Below are 18,859 nucleotides of genomic sequence, written 5' to 3'. Positions count from 1 at the left end.
GCCTGAGTGCATAAAAGGGCTAAAACTCTGGTCTGTGGTGATGCTCATAGTGATCCTTGCCGGCGTCGAATCATGATTTTGTGGGGAGCAAACACGCTGAGAATAAAGGTGTATATGCCTATAAAACTGCTGGTGAGCGTGATTGAGCCAGCGGTAGCCGCAATCAGGGCGCGCCACAAGAGAGAAATATATGAGTCTTGAGTAGATGCCTCATAACAATGGTCTCTAATATTAGGTCGTTAACGGAATTAAGATATGGATCAAATTTTGAGCGAGCTGCATAGCTGGTGCTTGCAGCAGTTGGCTTTGCCGGCGAGCGATGCGGCGAGTGCGCTGGAGGTGGTGTCTGGAGACGCGAGCTTTCGACATTATTACCGACTGCCATTGAATGCCGGTGGCAGTGTGATTGCGGTGCATGCGCCGCCAGAGAAAGAAGATAATCTCGCCTTTTCAATGGTTCAGGATCTATTGCATCGTCACGGCGCGCGGGTGCCAGAGCTTTTAGCTTGGGATCAAGAGCGCGGCTTCTTATTACAAGAGGACTTTGGCGATCAGCTTTTGGGCCCGCTGTTGGTGAATAGTGCGGCGGCGGATCACTATTATCGTCAAGCGTTTCGTAATCTGCTCACCCTACAAGCAATTCCGGTGACGGCACACGAGCTTCCCCATTACGACGGTGCGCGCCTCCAGACCGAAATGGCGCTGTTTCCCGAATGGTTTGTTGAGGGCCTGTTGGGGTATAAATTAAATGTCGATGAGCAAACGATGCTCACAAACGTCTTTGATCTATTGATCGAGCGCGCTCTGCAGCAGGCGCAAGTGCTGGTTCATCGCGACTTTCACAGTCGTAATTTAATGGTGTTGGCAGATGAACGCCTAGGCATGATTGATTTTCAAGACGCAGTGCAGGGCCCCATCACATACGATCTGGTATCTCTTGTCCGCGACTGTTATATCAGTTGGTCCCCGGAGCAGGTCGATGATTGGATTGGTGTCTATCGCCAAATGGCGATGCGGGCGGGTCTATTGAGTAATATTAGCGAAGCCGACTTTTTGCAAGATGTCGACTGGATGGGCATGCAGCGTCATATCAAAGTGCTGGGCATTTTTGCCCGCTTGCACCTTCGCGACGGAAAATCTAACTACCTGAGCGACTTGCCTTTAGTCATCGCCTACACCCTCAGTGTGGCCAGTCAGTACCCTGAATTTGAGCCGTTTTGCGGCTGGTTTGAAGAAAAATTGATGCCGATTATTGTTGGACAGTCTTGGTATACGGGCCTTGATTTGTGAAAGCGATGATTCTTGCCGCCGGTTTAGGGACGCGGATGCGACCGCTGACGGATCACACGCCCAAACCCCTGCTACGGGCTGGTGGTAAGGCGCTCATTGACTATCATATTGAAAAGCTGGCTGCCGCTGGTGTTAGCGACATTGTGGTGAATTGTTCCTGGCTCGCAGATCAGTTAGACGCCTATTTGGCAGGCGTCGGGCGTCGCTTGGGGCTAGTTATAAAGGTATCCCGGGAGCAAACACCATTGGAAACCGCTGGCGGTGTTGTCCAGGCCTTGCCGCTGTTATGCGATGGCAATTTCAATGACGAACCCTTTCTGCTGATTAATGGCGATATTTGGACGGATTTTGACTTCGCCACTTTAATCGCCAAGCGGCCGGATGCAGCCCATTTAGTGATGATTAAAAACCCGGATCATAATCCTTTAGGTGACTTTGGGCTTAGCGCCTCGGGTTTAGTCACAGAGAAGACCGTGGTCGGGGATGAAGCTAGTTATACATTTTCTGGTATCAGTGTCTGGCGGCCATCGGTATTTAGCGATTTTAGCGCCGGCAAACGCGCCTTGAAACCGGTGATGCAGACGGCGATGGCTAGAGCGGCGGTAAGCGGCGATTTGTATGAGGGCAATTGGTGGGATATTGGCACCCCCGAGCGGCTTGCAGCATTAGACGTATATTTAAAGGCTCAAGCTGGTAGCTGAATCTAGGCTCAGCTTGGCGTAAAATGCCGGCCTGAGTATTTAACGATCTTGTGCTTTTGGGCGCGGGAAAACGACTTTAATTAAATGATAAATTAAGTGAGAAACACTATGGCAGATTACTGGATAGCGCCTTCAATACTGTCGGCAAATTTTGCCTGTCTGGGTGCGGAAGTGGATGCGGTGCTAGAAGCCGGCGCAGACATTGTGCACTTTGATGTGATGGATAATCACTATGTGCCCAATCTCACCATTGGGCCTATGGTGTGCAAAGCTCTGCGTAAACACGGCGTAAAAGCGCCGATAGATGTGCATTTAATGGTCTCGCCGGTTGATCGGATGATTGCCGACTTTGCAGAGGCTGGTGCCAGTATTATTACTTTCCATCCCGATGCTTCCACCCATATTGATCGCTCATTGCAGATGATTCGCGATGCGGGCTGTAAGGCAGGTTTGGTCTTGAATCCCGCGGTCGGCCCCGAGGTATTGAGATACGTCATGGATAAGCTCGACATGATTTTGTTAATGTCGGTGAATCCCGGTTTTGGTGGCCAGAGCTTTATTCCGTCAACTATCGATAAAATCAAAGAAGTGAGAGCGCTTATCGATGCATCCGGTCGGAATATTCGTCTGGAAGTCGACGGCGGAATATCAGCCAAGAATATTGCCGAAATCGCCGCGGCCGGTGCCGACACATTTGTGGCTGGTTCGGCTATTTTCAATGGCGGTGAGTATGTTGATGTCATTGAAAAAATGCGAAGTGAACTAGCCAGCGTATGACAAAACTGCAGAGCCTCCTTGAGGGCCGTGAGCTGAAGGCGATTCTATTCGATTTAGACGGCACCCTGATTGACAGTGTGCCGGATTTAGCCGCTGCCCTGGATGCAAGCTTAGAGCAGTTAAATTACCAGCCTGCAGGTCTTGCAAGAACCCGATCTTGGGTAGGTAATGGCGCGCGTAAATTAGTAGTGCGCGCCTTGTCATTCGCTTTGGAAATCCCAGAGACGTCAGTAAGCGAAGAGTTGACAGATAAATTACTTGCGGTGTTTTTTAAGCACTATGGCGAGCAAACCTGCCAGCAAACGACCTTGTATAGTGGCGTTTTTCAGGCTCTCTCATTTTGGCACGAACAGGGTATTAAGATGGCCTGTGTTACCAATAAGCCAGCGCGATTCAGTTATCCAATTTTGGCGCATTTTGGCATGGATACTTTCATGCCTACATTGGTCGGTGGTGACACTCTGCCTGTCCGTAAGCCAGATCCGGCACCATTATTGCTGGCCTGTGAGCAACTCGGTGCCGATGTTAAAAACACCGTCATGGTGGGTGATTCAATCAACGATGTGCGCGCTGCAAGAGCAGCCGGAATGCCCGTTGCCTGTGTGAGTTATGGCTATAACCACGGCGCGCCTATTTCCGACGCGAACCCTGATTTACTGGTCGATCATTTTTTAGATTTAGTGCGCACATAAAGCGTCTTGTTATTCCGTCCATGTTGCCTTCTCTATTCATAAACACGTTTCTAATTGCGCCCTGCAATGAGTGTTTACACCTATACGACATTCGATAATTGCAATAGAAAATACCTTCCCTGCATCCTATAGTAGTGAATGGTTAACTCTTTTTATTCAAAGGCGCTGAAATGCAGGTTTGGTCGCGGATAACCATTTTTGGCGAGAAGGGTAGTATCGCGCGACAAATACTATTTCCATTGGTATTACTGATTATCGCCAGTAATATTGTCATCATATCGATCACTATGCAGGAGCTGGATTCGCAGCTCTTAGAGGCTGCAGAGCGCAAGCTAAATCAAAGCTCTGACTTAGAAAAAGTCAAATTCACATCAAATATTCGAGAACTTATTAATGATGTATTGATCGTGTCTCGGACTGCACCTATTAAAGCAATTGTTAACGCCGGAGCTAAAACTAGCTCGGATGTTCGCGATGGGCTAAGTGTTGCGGCATGGCGTAAGCAGCTGGCAACTATCTTGTCGGAAGTACTCCATTTCAAAGTTCGCTATGATCAGGCCCGCTTGATACTCGCCGATGGCTCAGAGTGGCTGCGTGTAGATCGCTATGGCGACAATGGTAGTATTCGTGTGGTTGTTGATGATGAGCTCCAAAATAAGTCGGCAAGGCCTTACTTTCAAAAGGCCATACAGGCGCAATCTGGCGAGGTGTATTTGTCGGATATTGAGCTGAACCGCGAGTTTGGGCAAGTAATGAAACCAGAAAGGCCGGTGATTCGGGCGGCGACGCCGCTGTATGCAGATGATGGCTCTGTCTTTGGGGTTTTAATTATTAACCAGAATATGCAAGAAGATTTTGACAGTTTGCGGCTCTTGGCTGGTGACGACACCGATGTACTTTTAAGCAATAGTGTCGGCGAGTATATATTGCATTCCAGTGTTGATAAGCAGTTCCAGTTTGAATATGGCCGCAGTGAAAATATTGTAGACGACTTTCCCGCTGCTAAGAGCTTGCTAACAGATTCTGGTGATACCTTTAAAACAGGGGTTGTCGGCGAGGGTGAAGGGCAAAAGATATATTCATTACGTGTCATTAATTACAGTTCAGGCGTCTTTAGTAGCCGAATTATTGTTGCGGCAACCCATGATTTTGCAGATGCCTTGCGGCTTAGGTCGCAGTTATTGAACAAGATATATTTGGTTTTAATGGCAATCTCTGCGATAGCCATTTTACTCGCTCTGCTAATTGCAAGGCGGATAGCTATGCCAATAGGGCGAATGCGAGATGCATTGACTAACCACGGGGAAAACGCCAGTCCTAGTGATTTGCCACTGGCTGCGGATGGGGAAGTGGGTGACCTCGCTCGAGTGTTTGATAAGTTTATAAAAGAGTTGTCGAGTCGACAGAAAATATTTCAGCTAGAAGAGCTGGAAAGGAAGGTCGCACAAGCGGAGCTGGAAGATAGTAATAAAAGACTAATCGCGCTAAATCAAGAAATAGAGCAATTTGTCTATATAGCATCACATGATTTACAGGAACCCTTGCGAACAGTGGCAAGTTTTGTTGATCTATTGGTTGAACATAATGTTGAGCAACAAGACGAGCAGCTTAAGATTTTTCACGGTTTTATTCTAGAATCGATCCAGAGGATGCGAGACTTGGTGACAGGCTTGTTGGACTATAGTCGCCTGGGTGCTGAGTCGAAATGGGAAGAAGTTGATTGTCAAAAACTATTGGGTTGTGTGTGCAATGATTTGGCCGCGCGTATTGATGAGACCCATGCAGAGATACACTATACTGATTTGCCCTGCATTGAGGGAAGACGCACTGAGCTTGGTATGTTGTTCCAGAATTTGATATCCAACGGCATAAAGTTTTCACGGCAAGGCGTGACACCCCGTGTACATATTAGCGCTGAGCGCAGTGGTAATACTTGGTTGTTTTGTGTTCGTGATAATGGCATAGGTATTAAAAAAGATCATTTTGATAAAATCTTCAATATTTTCCAACGCCTAAATAATCGCGATGACTTTGAAGGGTCGGGCATTGGTTTAGCGCACTGTAAAAAAATTGTGCAGATGCACGGTGGCAATATTTGGCTGGAGTCGCTTGTTGGTGAAGGCTCCACATTCTATTTTAGCTTGCGAGGTGGCGCTAATGAACAAGCTTAAACACGTTTTATTAATTGATGATTGCAAAGCAACTAATTACATACATAAATTGGTGATTGAAAAATATGGATTCGCCGAAACTATTACGGAATTTATGAATGGTAGTGAAGCAATTGATTATCTTTCTGCTATATCTAGGAGGAGGGATACAGCCCCCGAATTGATATTCTTGGATCTAAATATGCCGGTTCTGAACGGCTGGGAATTTTTGGAGCAATATGCTTTGCTTCCCGTTGAACATCAGGCAGGCGCCGTCGTAGTAATGTTGACTACCTCTTTAAATCCCGATGACGAAGCGAGAGCGACTGCGATTGCCGGTGTGAAAGCGTTCGCTAGCAAGCCTTTGACACTTGAAAAAATCGATGAAATTTTGGCGGAATTCTATCCGGGCTGCGCACGCTAGCTGTCGTCATAGCGGTCTATAAGCGTGCTGATGCTATTGGTTAAAAAAGCCCAATATAGTCACTGAATCTATACATTTTTGAGTTGATCTCTAAAACAAGTCGCTAGCAGTGTGCGCTCACGTATGGACCTCCGCTAGTTATGCTACTTAAGCTTTCCTGTATTCCTCGCTCATAACGCTGTCATAAATTTGTCTTCAAAAAGCCCTCTGTTTGTCACCTTAAAGTCCTAATCTTGCGATAAATGCATAGAGAGGATGCATGTGAGTGGAAACAAGACAGCGATACAAAACTATTTGGCTATCCGATATTCATCTCGGCTTTAAAGATTGCCGTGCTGACTACCTTCTTGATTTTCTTAACAGTGTTGAATGCGAAACACTTTATCTGGTTGGCGACATCGTCGATCTGTGGGCGCTTAAGCGCAGCTTCTTCTGGCCAGCCAGTCACTACGATGTGGTTAGAGCTTTATTCGCGAAAGCCAGTAGCGGCACCCGGCTGGTATATATACCCGGTAATCATGACGAGCCATTGCGTGACTATGTTGGCCATATTCTTGGGCCTATCGAGATAAAGCGTGAAGCTATTCATACCACATTGAACGGCAAACGCTTGTTGATGTTCCACGGCGACTGCCTTGACGAGCATATACGCTTGCGTAAATGGGAGCATCTAGTGGGAGATGTAGCCTACGATTTCTTATTGTTTTTGAACCGCTGGGCTAATGTGTTGCGGAATCGCTTTGGCCACAATTATTGGTCTTTAGCGACGTATATAAAGCAGCGAATTCCCAATGCTAGAAATGTGATTAGCGTCTTTGAGGAGGCGGCGGTCAAAGAGGCCTCAAGGCGTGGATTAGATGGTGTTATCTGTGGCCATATTCATCAGCCGGCACTGAAAAATATCAAAGGTCTAATGTATTGCAATGACGGCGACTGGATTGAGAACTGCACCTTGTTGGGTGAAACCTATCAAGGGAATTTAGAACTGGTGCAATGGACCGAGCATCAGACCTTATTGCAAAGCATGGCGGATAATGGCGGCCCAGCGAAAGCGCAATTATTGCCGCTGCGTCGCGCCGGATAATAACCTGGAGTAGATATTATGATTTCTGTTGATTCTGTGATTGATGAGCAATTTCCTAAGATCTCCAAGGGCAATCCGCGTATAAAGCGAACCTTATCAGCGCTCTTGAAATACTTGTTTCACGAGGCGGAATTTAAGCAATTCGAGAAAGACTACCCCTATATCCAAGGCTTAGATTTTGTCGAAAAGTGCCTGGACTACTTTGACTTTGGTTACGCGGTTAGCGCGCTGGATAAAGAGCGTATTCCCGTAAGCGGCCGGGTGGTGATAATTTCCAATCATCCTATCGGTAGTCTCGACGGCTTGGCCCTATTAAAACTGGTTTCAGAAGTTCGCAGCGACGTTAAAGTGATCGCCAACGAATTGCTCTATGCGATCAAGCCGCTGCGCTCATTGCTGTTGCCGGTAGATAATATGAGCGGTAAACGTAATCGCAGAGAGAACCTGCAAGCTATTCACGATCATCTTAGTGCGGAAGGTGCGGTTATCATATTTCCTGCCGGAGAAGTCTCTCGATTCAGCCCTGCAGGTATTCGCGACGGCCGCTGGCGCAATGGTTTCATTAAATTTGCGAGTAAAGCCAAGGCGCCTATTTTGCCGGTGCATATTAACGCTCGCAATTCGGTGTTTTTCTACGCTCTGTCTTTGCTGGCGAAACCCTTGTCGACGCTGTGGCTGATTCGAGAGATGTTCAAACAGAGTAATCGTACCGTAAGAGTCACCATTGGCCCGGCAATTGAAGCCGATATCTACGAAAAGCTGCCTTTGACTGCGCCTGCAAAAGTTAGGCTGTTTAAAAAGCATATTTACAAATTAGGTCGTCGCAAGCGCGGTGGCGAGCCCTGCTTTATGCCTGTTGCGCAGGCGGTAGCTCACCCTGAGGACAGGCAGGAGTTACGCCGGGCTATCCGCCAATGTGACCACCTTGGTAGCACCCGCGACGGCATGGAAATTTACTGCTATCAATACAGTGGCGATTGCACCGTGATGCGTGAGATAGGCCGCTTGCGTGAGGTGAGCTTTCGCGCCGTAGGTGAAGGCACTGGCCATCGTCGTGATGTAGACGCCTTTGACGCCTATTACGATCATATTGTGCTGTGGGATGAAAACCAATTGGAGTTGGTGGGAGCTTATCGTTTAAAGCGGATTAAAGATTTAGCAGAAGGAGAGACCTTATATAGCGAGTCGCTGTTTGAGTATCAGATCCCCTATGCGGAAGAGTATTTTGAGTGCGGCGCTGAATTGGGGCGGAGCTTCGTGCAGCCGCGTTACTGGGGGCGAAATGGTCTGGATTATCTCTGGCAGGGCCTGGGCACTTACCTGCGTCGCTACCCAGAGGTCCGCTACTTATTCGGCCCAGTCAGCCTAAGCGATAGCCTGCCGCGTGGTGCGAAGGATTTGTTGATTCAATTTTATCAGACTCACTTCCCGACAACGCAGCCATGGGCCAAGGCTAACAGTCCCTACAGAAGTGAATTGACTGAAACGGTATTTGGCGGTGAAGACTATCGCGGCGAGTTCGCCACACTTAAAGAGCAGCTGGCGACGATGGGCTGCTCGGTGCCCACTTTGTATAAGCAATATACCGAGCTGTGTGAAGACGGCGGGGTAAGCTTTACCGCCTTTAATGTAGACCCGGACTTTGCCGACTGCATCGACGGCCTGGTGCTGGTGGACATAGAAAAAATGAAGCCAGCTCGCCGCAAACGCTATTTAGGTGAAACATCGTCGGCGGGGCAGCAGCCAAAAGCGGCCTAAGCTCGCCAGCCTAGGCCAAATGAAAATCAATATATAGCTCAGCTTCCCTCGGGATCGTATATGGCCAAAGTCTGTTTCCGCTTGAGAAAGGGGGCAAGCTTTGGGTCATTAGCCTTTTCTCTAGACCACCGATATTTTTTCTTGGTATTTACAAAACGTCTTGCGCGTCTCGGCGACCTTGTCGAGATATCGACTATGTATTGAGCGAGCAAAATCCCATAGGACATATGCCCTAATGCGCTGATACTGGGGGTTTGCCCAATTCCTTTGCTGCAAATACAGGATAACTTAGTTCCTGGAAGTTAATTGTTAGTCTGTTATTTGGAGCTTGTCATGGTAGAACATACGCACTCTTATCCGACGTACGCCAAGGCCATTCACCTGGGGATTGCGGTATTTGGTATTACCGCGTTTTTAACGGGCGAATGGGCTGAGGGCAGTGCTGAATCGCTAGGCTATTTAGCCCATGCTTATTTGGGACTTTCCTTGGCTGCCTTTATGTTACTGCGGATTTCGGCGGGGCTTAGCGGTCAGCAAGCACTTTCTTTCAGGGGATGGTCGCCATTTTCGCGGCGTCAGTGGGGCTTGGCTCTAGAAGATCTGAGAACACTATTAAGACTGGGTGTGCCCGAGCGCGGCCCTCATCAAGGCTTGTCGGGCATCACCCAAGCCTTTGGCTTAATATTGTTTGCATGGATGGCGATAAGCGGTACCGCGTTATTTGTACTTGGAAGCGGCGTTGATAGCAGTATATTTGAATTTATTGAGGAGACGCATGAAGTGGGTGAATCCCTAATTCCATTATATTTAGCCCTGCACGTCGGCGCTGTCATACTCCATACCTTGAGTGGCGAGGCCATTTGGAAGAAAATGTTCAATAGATGAAAATACCGGCAGCATACTAGGTATGAGATATGCGGGAGATAGATGAAGATATTGCTCAAGTATCTGCCGGCAATGGTGCTGGCATCGGCAAGTTTGTTTTTTGCTTACGATATCATCACTGATATTGCCGGCGGTGGAGATAGTCGCCTGCATGTTCTTATTGAGTTCAGCGTGTTTGTCGCTATTGCCATTATTTTATTTCGTGAATTGCAACATGTCAGGCAGTTGAGCTTGGTTATCAGGGAAGAGAAGTCTAAAAATGCAAGGCTTGCAGGAGAGCTACTGACCGTTATTCGCGAGCAATTTAACCAGTGGGGATTGACGCCGTCAGAGAGCGAGGTCGCCTTGCTGCTTATCAAAGGGTTATCAATGAAGGAGGTTGCCAGTCTTCGTAATGTGAAGGAAAAAACCGTCCGGCTGCAGGCGAGTACTGTCTACGCGAAATCTGGATATGCAGGAAGACATGAATTATCCGCCCACTTTATTGAAGACTTAATGAGTGAGCTGTAGCGGCGGGTAGATTTGGTATTTTACTAAGGACAGGCGTGTTGGCTGTGAGTGATCTCTCTCGGTCCTACTCTGGCGGTCTTTCTAGTTCCCTTCTCTAAATAAAGTATTCGCTATCGCAATTATTGAATGGCGCACAGCCGCAAATGGCGAGCAACTGTGACTTTAGCCTTGGATTGTTTTGAATACGCCAATTAACCACGCGGCATCATCAATCGGTAGGTCATGACCGGCGGTATTATGCAGTGTCAGCCAGCAGTGATATTTTTTGGCAAGGTATTCACTGCATTGATAGGAAACCATGCGGTCGGCGCGGCTACTGATGAAATGGCCCTTAGCATTGTAAATACTAGTGGCTGGCGGTGATTTGAATGTCGATGCGGCAATAAGCTGGCGCAGTACATTGCGTTTACTGGCTGGGCGCAGTGCTCGAATGCGGCACCACTGGTCTAGTAACTCGGCGTGTTGGGCTTTGTTATTGCTTACCATCTTGAGTATGGCGCGTTCTTGGCTAGGGTGTGAAGTGGCTAAGAGTGCGCGGGCGGTGGTGGGAATGGCGCTGGGTTTTATGCGTTTAAGTAGTCCGCAATCTGCGCTGCTGCTACTGATAAAAATGGCCTTGGCAATGTCTTTGGGCGCCGCCGCTAACCAATCTAGCGCAACCATAGCACCTAAAGAAAGCGCCACCACGCCAAAGGCTTGCCCGCTGGCGATGATGTCCTGTGGCAGTCGCTGTTGAACGTCGCGGCGAATATCAGCGATAGTGAGCGGCGAGGGGCGCTGATGCTCGCTGCCGAATCCTGGTAGGTCAATGGCGTGGCAGCACCAGCCAAGTTCGGCCTCGCAGCGCTGTATAAAGTCTCCCCAGTGCGCTTGCTCGCGACTTAGACCACGAAGAAATATCCAGTGTTTAATATCGGGCGTGTAACGGCCTTGTGCGGTGTCTAGGGCTGTCATAACTGCCGATACCAAAGACTCTGTGCCATCTGCTGCATTTCACGCTCCTGCTCGCCACTGGGCTGCCAGTACTCGATATTCCGAGCTGCGGCGAGTAGGAAGTCAATCAGTAGTAGGTGGCCTCGCAAGACCCTGGCTTGGCGATGGGGCACAGTCGGGTTGAATAATCCCGCAAAGCTAAACAGTTGTTGGGGGTGTTTTTTAACCCACAGCCATGATCCCATTTCTAAGGTCAGCGGCAGCAGGGTGATACCGTCGGCGCGGCATTGGCGATGGAAGTAATCCCAGATATCACCGTGGCTTAGGTAGTGCATCGCCTGCGGGCCAAAGACGTAATTGTGATGGGGGAAATTGCGCTCCCACAGTAATTTAAGTGCAACGTAGCTAGCAATGTCGTCAATGGGTTGGCGCCGATAGGCATAGGGAATCCAGAGCTGATCTTGAAAGCCGAAGCCGGAGTGAAAATCGATAAGCATACTCGGACGATCTATCTGGCAGTAACGATTGATTATATTTTGCAGGGCGACAAATTCAACTTCAGCTTCTGCGCCACGTTTACCTCGATACCAGGGAATCGCTTTTGAAATGCGCTGACCGCCAATCAAAAAAGGTACCTTGTCTTCAGCGTCGATAGGGGCGTGACGATTCAAGTCAACCCCGTTGGGATTGCAGCGTGAGTCCTGAAGCATGCCGCCGGGATTGACGATAGGTACCGCCACGATGGCAATATCGGTATTAAACTGCGCGCGCCAAAGGGCGTCCCAGCGACAACGCTCAATAACCGTTTCTAACCACGCTAGTAAAACCTGGGTGCCGATGCGTTCCACGCCGTGAATACCGGCGGTCAGCAGTAGGCAATGTTTTGCGGTATGAGGGTTGCCAATGGTAAGTGACACCAAGGGCAGGGTGAAGTCCTTAACGTCAATGAGCGCTTCGGTACGGGTAGAAATTAAGTCACCGGCCTGACGGCAAAGCTGCTCCATAGAGATCAGTTCAGACAAGCGGTTGCGCAGCCGACCGCGGCATTCGTCCATAACATCAGTAAAATCGGGTAGCTCGGGTCCGTGCAGCGCGCTTTCCATACTGACCGAAAGATTCTGAGGGTGGTCTCGATCGCTATATTTCATTAATAATGTCAGCCCGTTGCCGCAATCGTATGACTAGGTCGACCGCTTTGTTCCCAGAGTGAGGACACTAAACCACTGCTGTCATGCCACTCGCCACTTAGCAGCCAGTCGCAGATTGCCGCCGCAACATCGGGGTAGTGGGCGGGCCGCTGTGAGGGGGTATTGGCGAGCCAGTTCTCAATATCGATTGCCGAAAAATCGTGCATTACGCTGGCGAGCCCGAGCTGTTTCAAGGCGGCGGCGTTTCCTAATTGCTCTGCTTGGCCGGCAACCGGCTTGGCTAAGGCGGGAATCCCCATGTGCAAGCATTCGCTGATTAACTCAAAGCCGGCATTGCATATAACGCCCTTGGCATGACAGAGCTGGTGTTTAAAATCGTGCAAGCTGGTGGGCCGGCGGCTGATATTTCCGCATTCCTCACGTTCTAGCTGAGGCGCGTACTGAATAAATTTCTGTTTCGGGAATTTTGCTAGTACTTCACTAACCTGCCGCTGATCCTCAAAGGGGAGATACACCACAATATGTGGGGGTGTGGTGCAGGGCTGGCGAATCTCGTCGGGATTGATGATAGGTGGTGCGATGTTGGCGTTGAAGTGACTCCAGTGTAAGCCCAGTCGATATTGCACTGGTGCAAAGAACCGCATAATTAGTCGGTTGCGCAAGTCCACGCCACTTTGTGGGACCTCTGGGTAGTCAAATGCATACTGGTGGCCGACGCCTATAATAGGCTTTTTTTGTAGCCTAGCGGCCCAGGCCGTGACCGGTTCAAAGTCGGTTATCACGGCGTCATAGCTACTCAGATCAAGATTGCGAACATCGCGAATAAAGGTCAGTGGTTTAAGCTGAGCCAAGGTTTTTAGCGCGCTGATACTACCTTTGTCAGTGGCGAATGTGAGCCCGTCGCGGAGCTGGTAGTCACCAAAAATGTCCATATCAAAATACTGTTCGGATGCGCGTCCTGAAAATAAAAAGCGGACGTCGACATTTTTTTCCGTAAAGTGCTTGGCCATCATGCGGGCGCGGGAGATATGGCCGTTACCGGTTCCCTGTACGCCGTAAAGCAGTTTCATAATCGGTCTCTGGTGTTGGGAGCGCGCTGGCTAAGGTCATAAATATAAAGAGTGGTGTGGATGGCGCTTGCCCCCGAGTGGATCGCGGGATAGACCTAGATCGCCGTGACAATAGAATGTCCTAAGTATGCTATGCCCATGCCTAGGCTGGCGCCGGCGAGGGTGTCGGTGGGGAAATGCACCCCGAGAATAACCCGTGACGCCCCGACGGCGGTGGCCCATATAAACAGTGGTATCCCGGCCGCACCAAAGAACAGTACAGTCATGGTCGCCAGCAGAAATGCGGCGGCGGTGTGGCCTGAGGGAAAGCTAAATTCGTCTGAGGCAATAATCGCCGCGCTGAATGCCGGGATGGCCGCTGGGGGGCGTTTTCTACGGCAGGTGTTTTTAAGCACCCAGTAGGCGGGTAGCCAGGCGGCAAAACTAATAATCACCGCGCTAAAATAGGCTAGGCCTTGGTTGACACCTATGGCGTAAGCGCAAAGGGGGAGGCCGAGTTGGGCGTAGCCGTCGCCAGTTTTTGATACACTGCGGGCTACACGAGATAAGTGCTGCTGGTGGCGAGTATTAACGCAAGCCAGAAACATTCGCACATCGAACTGATTAATCGACTGTATTAAGCGCATAGTTTTATCCTCACAACTAAAACAATACGCGGATGTGTTTTCAGTATTGTGACGACGGTGTTGCAGTTTAAAGACAGCGCGCGGTGATTTTTTCTGACTTATTAAGATTTCTTAGGCGTTCTCGATCAACAATATGCTGCCGCGGTGATGGCGCCTTGCCAAGGCTTCACGAGGCATGAGCTCAGCAAAAAAATCGTCAATGCAGGCCTCCGCTACCGCTAAAAACGGTGGCCGATGAGGATCGGCAATAATGATTTTCTTAACCCCGGCATCAACAGCGCGTTGAATTAAATCGAATACCTGTTCGCTCATGTCGTCCCAAAAGCAGATATCGCTGGCAATAATAGTGTCGTACTGAGCAAGGGTGTGGGCGTCTAGCTGATTGAAATGTGCGCATTGGGTGTTTATATCAACATCGTTGTGCTGGGCTAGCAGCGATAAGTACGGGAATACGGCGGGGTCGGCATCGAGTGCGGTGACCGCGCTGCCAAGATACTTGGCGCAATATATGCTGGCTAATCCCCAGCCACAGCCTAAATCAAGCACCTTGCTGGCAGCGGGCAGTGGGTTTTCTTGCAGGTAGTCGATCAGTAGATAGGCGCTTCCCCAGAGCTTATTGCCGTGTAGGTGGGTGGCCTTGGTCTCGCGTTTTAGGCGGCGCATATCGGCATGTGTCGCAAGTAGAGTGCGGACCCCAAAATATTCTCGAACGTGCTTAGCGGCTGCACTAGGCATTGAACACTCCGACTAAAGTATGAGCTATTAATTTCTGTAAATGCGTTATGGTCGCGTTTAAAATTGTGATCTTAATAGTGAAAACAAAGTATTACCAGAATCAACACGCCGAGATGTGATGCGCGTATGGTGGCTGTGTTATTGGTTTATTTGCTGTAGAGGACAAAGTCTGTGACGAAATTTGATTACGACGTTTTAGTATTAGGCAGTGGTCCCGCCGGAGAAAGTGCGGCGCTGAACGCGATGAAACACGGTCACCGAGTCGCTGTGATCGAAGCCCAAAATTCAGTTGGCGGAGCTTGTACTCATCAGGGCACCATTCCATCTAAGGCACTGCGACACATGGTGCGTCAGGCGATTCGCTACAATAATACGCCGGCATTTCGCGATATTGGTGATGCCCGCACGCTGAGTTATCCCCGCCTACTTAGCCACGCCAATGAAGTGATTACGCGGCAGGTTGATATGCGCAGTCGTTTTTATTATCGCAATCAGATACGCCTTATTTTTGGGCGTGGACATTTTATTGATAAAAATACCATCGAAGTTGTTTCTGACGAGGGTCAAGTTGAAACCCTAACTGCGGCTAGTGTGGTGATTGCGACGGGTTCGCGACCGTATCGGCCAGCAAATATCGATTTTGCTCATCCGCGGGTGTATGACAGCGATACCATTTTAAAAATGACGAATACCCCGAACAAAATTATTGTTTACGGTGCCGGGGTTATTGGCTGTGAGTACGCGTCGATTTTTTCTGGCATCGGCATCAAGATTGAGCTGATTAATAGTCGTGAGCGTCTGCTGGAGTTTTTGGACGACGAAATTTCTGACGCCCTCAGCTATCAGCTTCGCAATATGGGCGTCATGATTCGCCATCGCGAGGTGTATCAATCCGTTGAGGCCAGCGATAAAGGTGTGGAGGTCTTGCTTGAATCGGGCAAACGTATCCATGCCGATGCGCTGCTGTGGTGCAATGGACGAAGCGGCAATACCCACCAATTGGGTTTAGAGAACATTGGCCTAGAAACCGATCATCGCGGTCAATTAATTGTGGATGAACATTATCAGACTTCTGTGCCCGGCATCTTTGGCGCCGGTGATGTCATCGGTTGGCCGAGCTTAGCCAGTGCCGCTTACGACCAAGGGCGATCAGCCGCCGCTTCCGCAAGAGGTAAGGATAGCTGTCGTTTTGTCGATGATGTGCCTACCGGTATTTATACCCTGCCGGAAATTAGTTCGGTGGGGCAGACTGAGCGCGAGCTGACCGAGGCCAAGATTCCTTACGAGGTGGGGCGCGCGTTTTTCAAAGACACCGCCCGAGGTCAGATCAGTGGCGAGACCGTCGGCATGCTCAAATTACTGTTTCATCCCGAGTCGTTGGAAATATTAGGGATTCATTGCTTTGGTGCCGAAGCGGCGGAAATTATTCATATCGGCCAAGCGATTATGAAACAGAAAAATGGCGGCAATACGCTGCGCTATTTTGTGACAACGACCTTTAATTACCCGACCATGGCGGAGGCATATCGAACTGCCGCCCTAAATGGTTTGAACAGACTTTAGCTAGCTGATGGCAGGCGCACCTCGCTCAGCTTGTTTGGCGGTGCTTGCTCAGTATGCTAAATCGATCGAAGCCATCACATATTTACCCTCTAGGTATAAATTTGTATTGACAGAAATCTCATATCATCATAAATAGTGCCCTGAACAACCGCGGATAGCCGAGGGGTTCATTCTGTATCTACGCAGTACTGGAGTGGGCAAGCAATGGCAAATGACCTAGCCGATGATGATATTGACGACACCCTAGAGGACGACGCATCCGTTGATTTTGACGTGCGGGGACCTAAGGCCGGAGGCGATAGCAGTATTCGTCGAAAAATCGAAGAGCGCCTAGAGCGGAAACGCTTGATGGATGAGCTGGGCTTACTTGACGATTTCGATCTATAGGGATGTGATTTTACTGTGATTTGGTAAATGCGCCCTCTGAACGCCACTTTCTGTGGCGTTTTTCAATTTTATTTGCCCTGTTATATGGTCCTTGTGGCCGTCTGTATTGATGATTCTAAGCGGCAGTTATAACATGAAGTCATTATTTGCATGTAGTTGCTGCCGGCGTTAGGGTTAATGCCTTGCCTGCCAGGGATGACAGCAGAGAATACCCTTGCATCATAATCAAAACAGGATTTTGTAATGAATTGGAAAGCCTTGTCTGCGGTAGTAGTCATAGTCGGGATTGCCGGGTTTGTTTGGTATGTCCTAGATCGGTCTACTAACAGTGAGTATTACGACACAGTTGTTGAGGCTGTCGATGACGCGAAGCCAGAAAAGACAGTCAAAGAAACCTTGGCGGTAGAGTCTGAAGACGACTATAGCGAAAAAGCGGCTAAGGCGCCGGCACCCCCAGTTGCCATTAACGGTAGCGACGAGCAAATGCGTGCGGCTGCGGCGAGCTTGTCTGAGCCTTTGGCCACATTGTTACAGCCTAAAGAACAGGTGCGTAAATGGGTGGCAGTGGTTGATCAGTTGGCTACCTACCGTTTTCCGACCAAGCATTTGCCTATGGTCTACGACAAGGAACCGTTCTTGGCGGTTAAAACCGAGCGCGGCTACCTGAATGACCCGGGAAATTACGGGCGTTGGAGCGGCCTGGTCAATACTGTGACGACCGTTGAGCCAAAGAACGTGGCGATTTACTACAAGAAATGGTCACCGTTTTTGGAGGGTACTTACAATGAATTGGGTAACCCCCAATCGTTTGATAATCAGCTGCGGACCATGATCGAGCATTTGCTAATGGTAGAGGCTATTCCAGCCGACGCTGCTCTGAAACGGCCAAAAGTACTATACGAATATGTTGATCCGGTGCTGGAAAATGCCGATCCGCTCAGTAAGTGGATGTGGCGTCTTGGGCCAGAAAACATGAAGAAATTGCAGGATTGGCTGCGCGAATTGGAAAGCTTCCTCTAGTATTCCCTCCTTTTTTCGCCATCCGTTTGGATGGCGAAACCCCTTAAAAGCTTAGATACACTCCTGTGACTCGGAGATAATTTTGCTCGCGCAGAATATGTGTTGTCTGGCTAGGATAAAACAATAAGCCTGCAGCGATCTCTTATAATGAATTAGGAGTAGAGCGATGCCGGTAACGCCCGTAGATCTCAATAATGCCAATATCCTTATCACTGGTCCGACTGGTCAGGTAGCTGCGCCCATAGTCGACGCGCTTAGCAAAATTGCCAACGTCACGGCCTTGGCGCGATTTAGTAAAGACAGTGCGAAAGAAGCATTCGAAAAGCGCGGTATAAAGGTGATTCGTGCCGACCTTGCTGACAGAAATAGCTTGGCGGCCTGTCCGGATGAATTCGACTATGTGCTGAATTTAGCAGTGGTCAAATCTGGTAACTTCGCTTACGACTTGGCTGCGAATGGTGAAGGCGTGGGGAATTTGATGGCGCGCTGCAAAAGTGCCAAAGCGTTCTTACACTTCTCTTCAACGGCGGTCTATGAATACGCGGGCTTGTCTCCACGTAAAGAAAGCGACCCTCTCGGTGATAACCACCGTTCTATGTTCCCGACTTACAGCATTGCCAAAATTGCCGCCGAGACGGTATGTCGTTTTGCCGCTAAGCAGTTCGAGATTCCAACCACGATTGCGCGTCTCAGTGTGCCCTATGGCAATAACGGTGGCTGGCCTTATTATCACCTGCTAATGATGAAAGAAAAGATAGCGATAGATATCCACCCGGAGGGGCCCAATAGTTATAACTTATTACATGCCGATGACTATATTGAAAAAATCCCCTACTTATTGGGTGCGGCCACTACCGACGTCACCACCACAAACTTTGGCGGTTCCCAGGCAGTGAGTATTGAAGAGTGGTGTGCCTATTTGACTGAGCTAAGCGGGTTTACACCAATTTTTAATGAGAAAGCCACGGCATTCGGTAGCCTCTCGATTGATACTAGCCAAATGCATGCCTTAATCGGTGAGACTCGGAAGGATTGGCGCGAGGGGATCCGCGCCATGGTGGAAAATTTATCGCCAGAGTTACTGCGGTAACTCTGGCGACGGCCTC

At 49.3% G+C, this 18,859-nt stretch carries 19 protein-coding genes; 14 read left to right on the top strand and 5 right to left on the bottom strand.

The window, feature by feature from the left end:
• The first annotated feature begins 255 nt into the window (after positions 1 to 255).
• From AB4875_RS15590 to AB4875_RS15545, 10 genes are all read left to right on the top strand, one after another.
• Positions 256 to 1,290, top strand: coding sequence for an aminoglycoside phosphotransferase family protein (locus AB4875_RS15590; protein ID WP_368376980.1), 1,035 nt, complete (start codon positions 256 to 258; stop codon positions 1,288 to 1,290).
• A gap of 5 nt (positions 1,291 to 1,295) precedes the next feature.
• Positions 1,296 to 1,991: an N-acetylmuramate alpha-1-phosphate uridylyltransferase MurU gene (gene murU / locus AB4875_RS15585; RefSeq protein WP_438273534.1), complete on the top strand. Its 696-nt coding sequence runs from the start codon at positions 1,296 to 1,298 to the stop codon at positions 1,989 to 1,991.
• A 108-nt stretch (positions 1,992 to 2,099) separates the two neighbouring features.
• Positions 2,100 to 2,768 carry a ribulose-phosphate 3-epimerase gene (gene rpe, locus AB4875_RS15580; protein WP_368376978.1) on the top strand — a complete coding sequence of 223 codons (669 nt, stop codon included), beginning with the start codon at positions 2,100 to 2,102 and terminating at the stop codon, positions 2,766 to 2,768.
• Positions 2,765 to 3,460, top strand: coding sequence for a phosphoglycolate phosphatase (locus AB4875_RS15575; RefSeq protein WP_368376977.1), 696 nt, complete (start codon positions 2,765 to 2,767; stop codon positions 3,458 to 3,460). The genes rpe and AB4875_RS15575 overlap by 4 nt, the downstream gene beginning before the upstream one ends.
• A 170-nt stretch (positions 3,461 to 3,630) precedes the next feature.
• Positions 3,631 to 5,631, top strand: a complete 2,001-nt coding sequence (locus AB4875_RS15570; RefSeq protein ID WP_368376976.1) for a sensor histidine kinase — start codon at positions 3,631 to 3,633, stop codon at positions 5,629 to 5,631.
• Entirely contained in the window at positions 5,618 to 6,034 is a 417-nt protein-coding gene (locus AB4875_RS15565) for a response regulator (RefSeq protein ID WP_368376975.1), read from the top strand. Before AB4875_RS15570 ends, AB4875_RS15565 begins: the two co-directional genes overlap by 14 nt.
• Before the next feature lie 265 nt (positions 6,035 to 6,299).
• Complete coding sequence (locus tag AB4875_RS15560) at positions 6,300 to 7,118, top strand: UDP-2,3-diacylglucosamine diphosphatase (RefSeq protein ID WP_368376974.1); 819 nt, start codon at positions 6,300 to 6,302, stop codon at positions 7,116 to 7,118.
• An 18-nt stretch (positions 7,119 to 7,136) separates the two neighbouring features.
• The gene (gene olsF / locus AB4875_RS15555) at positions 7,137 to 8,876 is read left to right on the top strand and encodes a bifunctional ornithine lipid synthase OlsF (RefSeq protein WP_368376973.1); all 1,740 of its coding nucleotides are present in this window, start codon (positions 7,137 to 7,139) and stop codon (positions 8,874 to 8,876) included.
• A 333-nt stretch (positions 8,877 to 9,209) separates the two neighbouring features.
• The gene (locus AB4875_RS15550) at positions 9,210 to 9,761 is read left to right on the top strand and encodes a cytochrome b/b6 domain-containing protein (protein WP_368376972.1); all 552 of its coding nucleotides are present in this window, start codon (positions 9,210 to 9,212) and stop codon (positions 9,759 to 9,761) included.
• Between the two features lie 42 nt (positions 9,762 to 9,803).
• Complete coding sequence (locus tag AB4875_RS15545; protein ID WP_368376971.1) at positions 9,804 to 10,271, top strand: helix-turn-helix transcriptional regulator; 468 nt, start codon at positions 9,804 to 9,806, stop codon at positions 10,269 to 10,271.
• Between the two features lie 162 nt (positions 10,272 to 10,433).
• Here AB4875_RS15545 and AB4875_RS15540 read toward each other — a convergent pair whose 3' ends face one another.
• From AB4875_RS15540 to AB4875_RS15520, 5 genes are all read right to left on the bottom strand, one after another.
• Complete coding sequence (locus AB4875_RS15540) at positions 10,434 to 11,225, bottom strand: alpha/beta fold hydrolase (protein ID WP_368376970.1); 792 nt, start codon at positions 11,223 to 11,225, stop codon at positions 10,434 to 10,436.
• Positions 11,222 to 12,352 carry a DUF2817 domain-containing protein gene (locus AB4875_RS15535; protein WP_368376969.1) on the bottom strand — a complete coding sequence of 377 codons (1,131 nt, stop codon included), beginning with the start codon at positions 12,350 to 12,352 and terminating at the stop codon, positions 11,222 to 11,224. Before AB4875_RS15535 ends, AB4875_RS15540 begins: the two co-directional genes overlap by 4 nt.
• Positions 12,353 to 12,360: 8 nt before the next feature.
• Positions 12,361 to 13,422, bottom strand: a complete 1,062-nt coding sequence (locus tag AB4875_RS15530) for an MJ1255/VC2487 family glycosyltransferase (protein ID WP_368376968.1) — start codon at positions 13,420 to 13,422, stop codon at positions 12,361 to 12,363.
• A gap of 95 nt (positions 13,423 to 13,517) precedes the next feature.
• Entirely contained in the window at positions 13,518 to 14,048 is a 531-nt protein-coding gene (locus AB4875_RS15525; protein WP_368376967.1) for a phosphatase PAP2 family protein, read from the bottom strand.
• A 111-nt stretch (positions 14,049 to 14,159) separates the two neighbouring features.
• Positions 14,160 to 14,783: a class I SAM-dependent methyltransferase gene (locus AB4875_RS15520; protein WP_368376966.1), complete on the bottom strand. Its 624-nt coding sequence runs from the start codon at positions 14,781 to 14,783 to the stop codon at positions 14,160 to 14,162.
• Between the two features lie 171 nt (positions 14,784 to 14,954).
• Here AB4875_RS15520 and sthA point away from each other — a divergent pair, with 171 nt between their 5' ends.
• The 4 genes from sthA to AB4875_RS15500 all read left to right on the top strand — a co-directional run bounded on the left by sthA (position 14,955) and on the right by AB4875_RS15500 (position 18,843).
• Positions 14,955 to 16,346 carry a Si-specific NAD(P)(+) transhydrogenase gene (sthA, locus tag AB4875_RS15515; RefSeq protein WP_368376965.1) on the top strand — a complete coding sequence of 464 codons (1,392 nt, stop codon included), beginning with the start codon at positions 14,955 to 14,957 and terminating at the stop codon, positions 16,344 to 16,346.
• A 204-nt stretch (positions 16,347 to 16,550) separates the two neighbouring features.
• Positions 16,551 to 16,733, top strand: coding sequence for a PA3496 family putative envelope integrity protein (locus tag AB4875_RS15510; protein WP_368376964.1), 183 nt, complete (start codon positions 16,551 to 16,553; stop codon positions 16,731 to 16,733).
• Between the two features lie 243 nt (positions 16,734 to 16,976).
• Positions 16,977 to 17,753, top strand: a complete 777-nt coding sequence (locus tag AB4875_RS15505; RefSeq protein ID WP_368376963.1) for a DUF3014 domain-containing protein — start codon at positions 16,977 to 16,979, stop codon at positions 17,751 to 17,753.
• A gap of 166 nt (positions 17,754 to 17,919) precedes the next feature.
• The gene (locus AB4875_RS15500; RefSeq protein WP_368376962.1) at positions 17,920 to 18,843 is read left to right on the top strand and encodes an NAD-dependent epimerase/dehydratase family protein; all 924 of its coding nucleotides are present in this window, start codon (positions 17,920 to 17,922) and stop codon (positions 18,841 to 18,843) included.
• Positions 18,844 to 18,859 lie beyond the last annotated feature (16 nt).

The sequence above is a fragment of the Zhongshania sp. R06B22 genome (genome assembly GCF_040892595.1).
Classification (GTDB): Bacteria; Pseudomonadota; Gammaproteobacteria; order Pseudomonadales; family Spongiibacteraceae; genus Spongiibacter; species Spongiibacter arctica.
The sequence above is the reverse complement of the archived record's forward strand: the minus strand, read 5'-3'. Positions and strand labels throughout refer to the sequence as shown.